Origin of the sequence: Acinetobacter sp. YH16032, assembly GCF_013417345.1 — a bacterium.
Classification (GTDB): domain Bacteria; phylum Pseudomonadota; class Gammaproteobacteria; order Pseudomonadales; family Moraxellaceae; genus Acinetobacter.
In genome coordinates, this window is the sequence record NZ_VPEE01000121.1 from 1 (window position 1) to 1,944 (window position 1,944).

The window sequence follows — 1,944 nt, forward strand, 5'->3', positions numbered from 1 at the left end:
TTTGATTGTGTGATGGCTCAAAAGCAGTAATGATTCTTGCAACATCACCACGTTCGACCCAAACCACTGTTAGTAGTCTACCACGATTGCTTAGACCGATTGATATCAACCGTTGTTCGTCATAATGACCAAGATCGTCAAAGGACATCAGCTCTGGATCAAGAAAAACGCTACATACTTCTTCAAAAGTAATTTCACGCCCTCGATAGACTATTTCCATTTTTTTATCGTGCCATTCAAATAGCAGACCGTAATACTCAATCAACGGCATCTTTAGCCTTTTCCCTAGATTTACAACCTTCTAAAAGTCTACTTAGAGGGTTTCACTTATTCAATAACTCATTAATTTAAATGGGTTCTAACATCTAAGTTTCGTATAACCGCCATTATGTTAAGTCAGGCGAAGACTCACTTAAAACAAGAGCTTTAATTTTTACGGCTTTTTCGAAATGATCTAATTTATGTTGCATGATCCACCAATTGGCTGCTTCCATTAAAAGCTCAGGATTATCATTCTTATTCTTGAAAAAAGCATAGAAAGATAAACCTACGCTATCTCCTTTCTTCTCAATTTTCTCATTACATCCATGAATAAATATTTCTCTTAACTCTTTTCTCATATTTTTAACTTTCTCTAAAATTAACATAATACACGTTATACGAAATGCTGTATAATTATCCTTATAATTCAACGCTGTAGTTTCTAGTTTATAGCCCGAGCATCCCTGTTCGGGCTTTTTTTATGATTTTTCATGTTTCACGATCAAAAAACAATCAATGTTCCACGGTTTTGATTAGTCTGATTAAATAGTCCTATCACCCATAGGGCTTGAAAAAACGGCTCCAGAAGCCCCTTTTTTCAGGCTCTGGTTCAATATGCTCCGGCACTGGAATGCGTTTAATTTCTTGAGTAGTCAATCCGCCCTCATTTGGTTTTTTTGACCGAGGATCTGTTGCTATATCCTGGTCAGATTGCTGCTCTGTAAACGTGCTTATATTGGCTTGTGGTGGCTTCATTTCAATAAGTGTAAGTAGCGTGTCAATACGAGCATTTGCCTTCGTTTCCCGATCTTCTGCTTTTTCCAACTGTTTCTTTAAAAACTCAATCTGATTTTTGAGTTCAACAACTGTATTATCAGTGTATTCAGGTGTATCAATGTTTTGTCTTGGAGACGTATCAAGACGTTTTGAGTTTGTTCCACCAAAAGGCTCACCATAGACACGAAGTAATTCTGAAAAGTCGATAGAACCATCATGATCACGACTTAATACTCCGTTTTTTATATCTTTGTAGAGTGTGGCCCGAGATTTTTTATACAGTGTTGCAGCATCACTAACACTGTATTTTGTACTTGTTTTCATATTGTATTACTGTGTATTAACGATACGTATTGGAGAATACAATAAGTGTATTCTCCAATAAACTCAAAGTTTAAAGCCTAAGTTTTTTAGATAAGGTAAAAACTGTTTTTGCTGTTTTGGATCTCTCAACATATCTTTAATTGTTATAGCTAAATCATCATAGCTTTCACCTTGCTGTGCTAGATGTGATAGTTCATGTAAACGAGAAAGTTGATTTCCAAACATATTAATTTGAGCATCTGTTAGTTTATAAAATTCTTTAGGTACATCTGTATTCGGATGACTAATACTCTTAGTCTTTTCTTTAAATGAAAAAATAATACTAGTAACTTTACGACCAGTCTTTTTCTGTTCATAAGTGACATTTAAAGGGCTGCATTCGTTTATTTGGTCTATAGCAGTATCAATTACTCGTTTCTTGAAATCTGCGAATAAAGGGTACTTTTTACCAAGCTCAAGCATTGTCCGCAAATTCTCAACTGAAATTTCACGCTTACCTATTTGTCGATATTGAACAAGTAGCTCATAAATACGAATACCGTACCCACTATTTATTCCAGCGATGTCTGACAGGGCATATTT

The 1,944-nt window shown here is 35.2% G+C and carries 3 protein-coding genes and 1 pseudogene; all 4 read right to left on the reverse strand.

Annotated features, from left to right (window positions below):
• Positions 1–271 (reverse strand): BrnT family toxin (locus FTV32_RS16765; protein ID WP_180029136.1); only part of this gene is annotated, 271 nt, incomplete at its 3' end.
• A gap of 115 nt (positions 272–386) precedes the next feature.
• A complete protein-coding gene (locus tag FTV32_RS16770) occupies positions 387–620 on the reverse strand; it encodes a DUF6500 family protein (protein WP_180029138.1) in 234 nt (77 codons plus the stop codon).
• A 196-nt stretch (positions 621–816) separates the two neighbouring features.
• The gene (locus tag FTV32_RS16775; RefSeq protein ID WP_002067466.1) at positions 817–1,362 is read right to left on the reverse strand and encodes a plasmid replication DNA-binding protein; all 546 of its coding nucleotides are present in this window, start codon (positions 1,360–1,362) and stop codon (positions 817–819) included.
• A gap of 63 nt (positions 1,363–1,425) precedes the next feature.
• Positions 1,426–1,944 (reverse strand): annotated as a pseudogene (locus FTV32_RS16780) (RepB family plasmid replication initiator protein); the annotation flags it as partial.

Excerpts from the sequence above, each read along its gene's own strand:
- FTV32_RS16775 (WP_002067466.1), bottom strand. The coding sequence starts at position 1,362 with ATGAAAACAAGTACAAAATACAGTGTTAGTGATGCTGCAACACTGTAT.
- FTV32_RS16770 (WP_180029138.1), bottom strand. The coding sequence starts at position 620 with ATGAGAAAAGAGTTAAGAGAAATATTTATTCATGGATGTAATGAGAAA.